This is a genomic window from Stenotrophomonas sp. SrG, from assembly GCF_050031795.1.
Taxonomy (GTDB): Bacteria; Pseudomonadota; Gammaproteobacteria; order Xanthomonadales; family Xanthomonadaceae; genus Stenotrophomonas; species Stenotrophomonas rhizophila_A.
Genome location: NZ_JBNBBE010000741.1, coordinates 1 through 247 on the forward strand (window position 1 = coordinate 1; position 247 = coordinate 247).

Consider the following 247-nt stretch of genomic DNA (forward strand, 5'->3'; position numbering starts at 1 on the left):
TCACATAACTGGCATAGTGTGCATCTCCCGCCAAACAAGCTTCCGATTGAACATGTCGCCCCATAAGACATCAAAACCGAAGCAAGATATACTCGAGCTGTTGATGGGGGGGGTGACCCACACCACCATCGCGTTGAGGCTGACATTGTTGATCAAAGGCAAGAGGCTGATCCGGGCGGAGGAGGTGTTAAATGCCTAGCTGCGCACCCAAGTCCAGGAGATAGACCAGCCCCAAGAGATACTGGCC

At 53.4% G+C, this 247-nt stretch carries 1 protein-coding gene; it reads left to right on the forward strand.

The window, feature by feature from the left end:
• Positions 1–199, forward strand: a 199-nt coding sequence (locus ACQG3P_RS21535; RefSeq protein ID WP_426806192.1) for a hypothetical protein, incomplete at its 5' end; no start/stop codon positions are given.
• Positions 200–247: the final 48 nt, after the last annotated feature.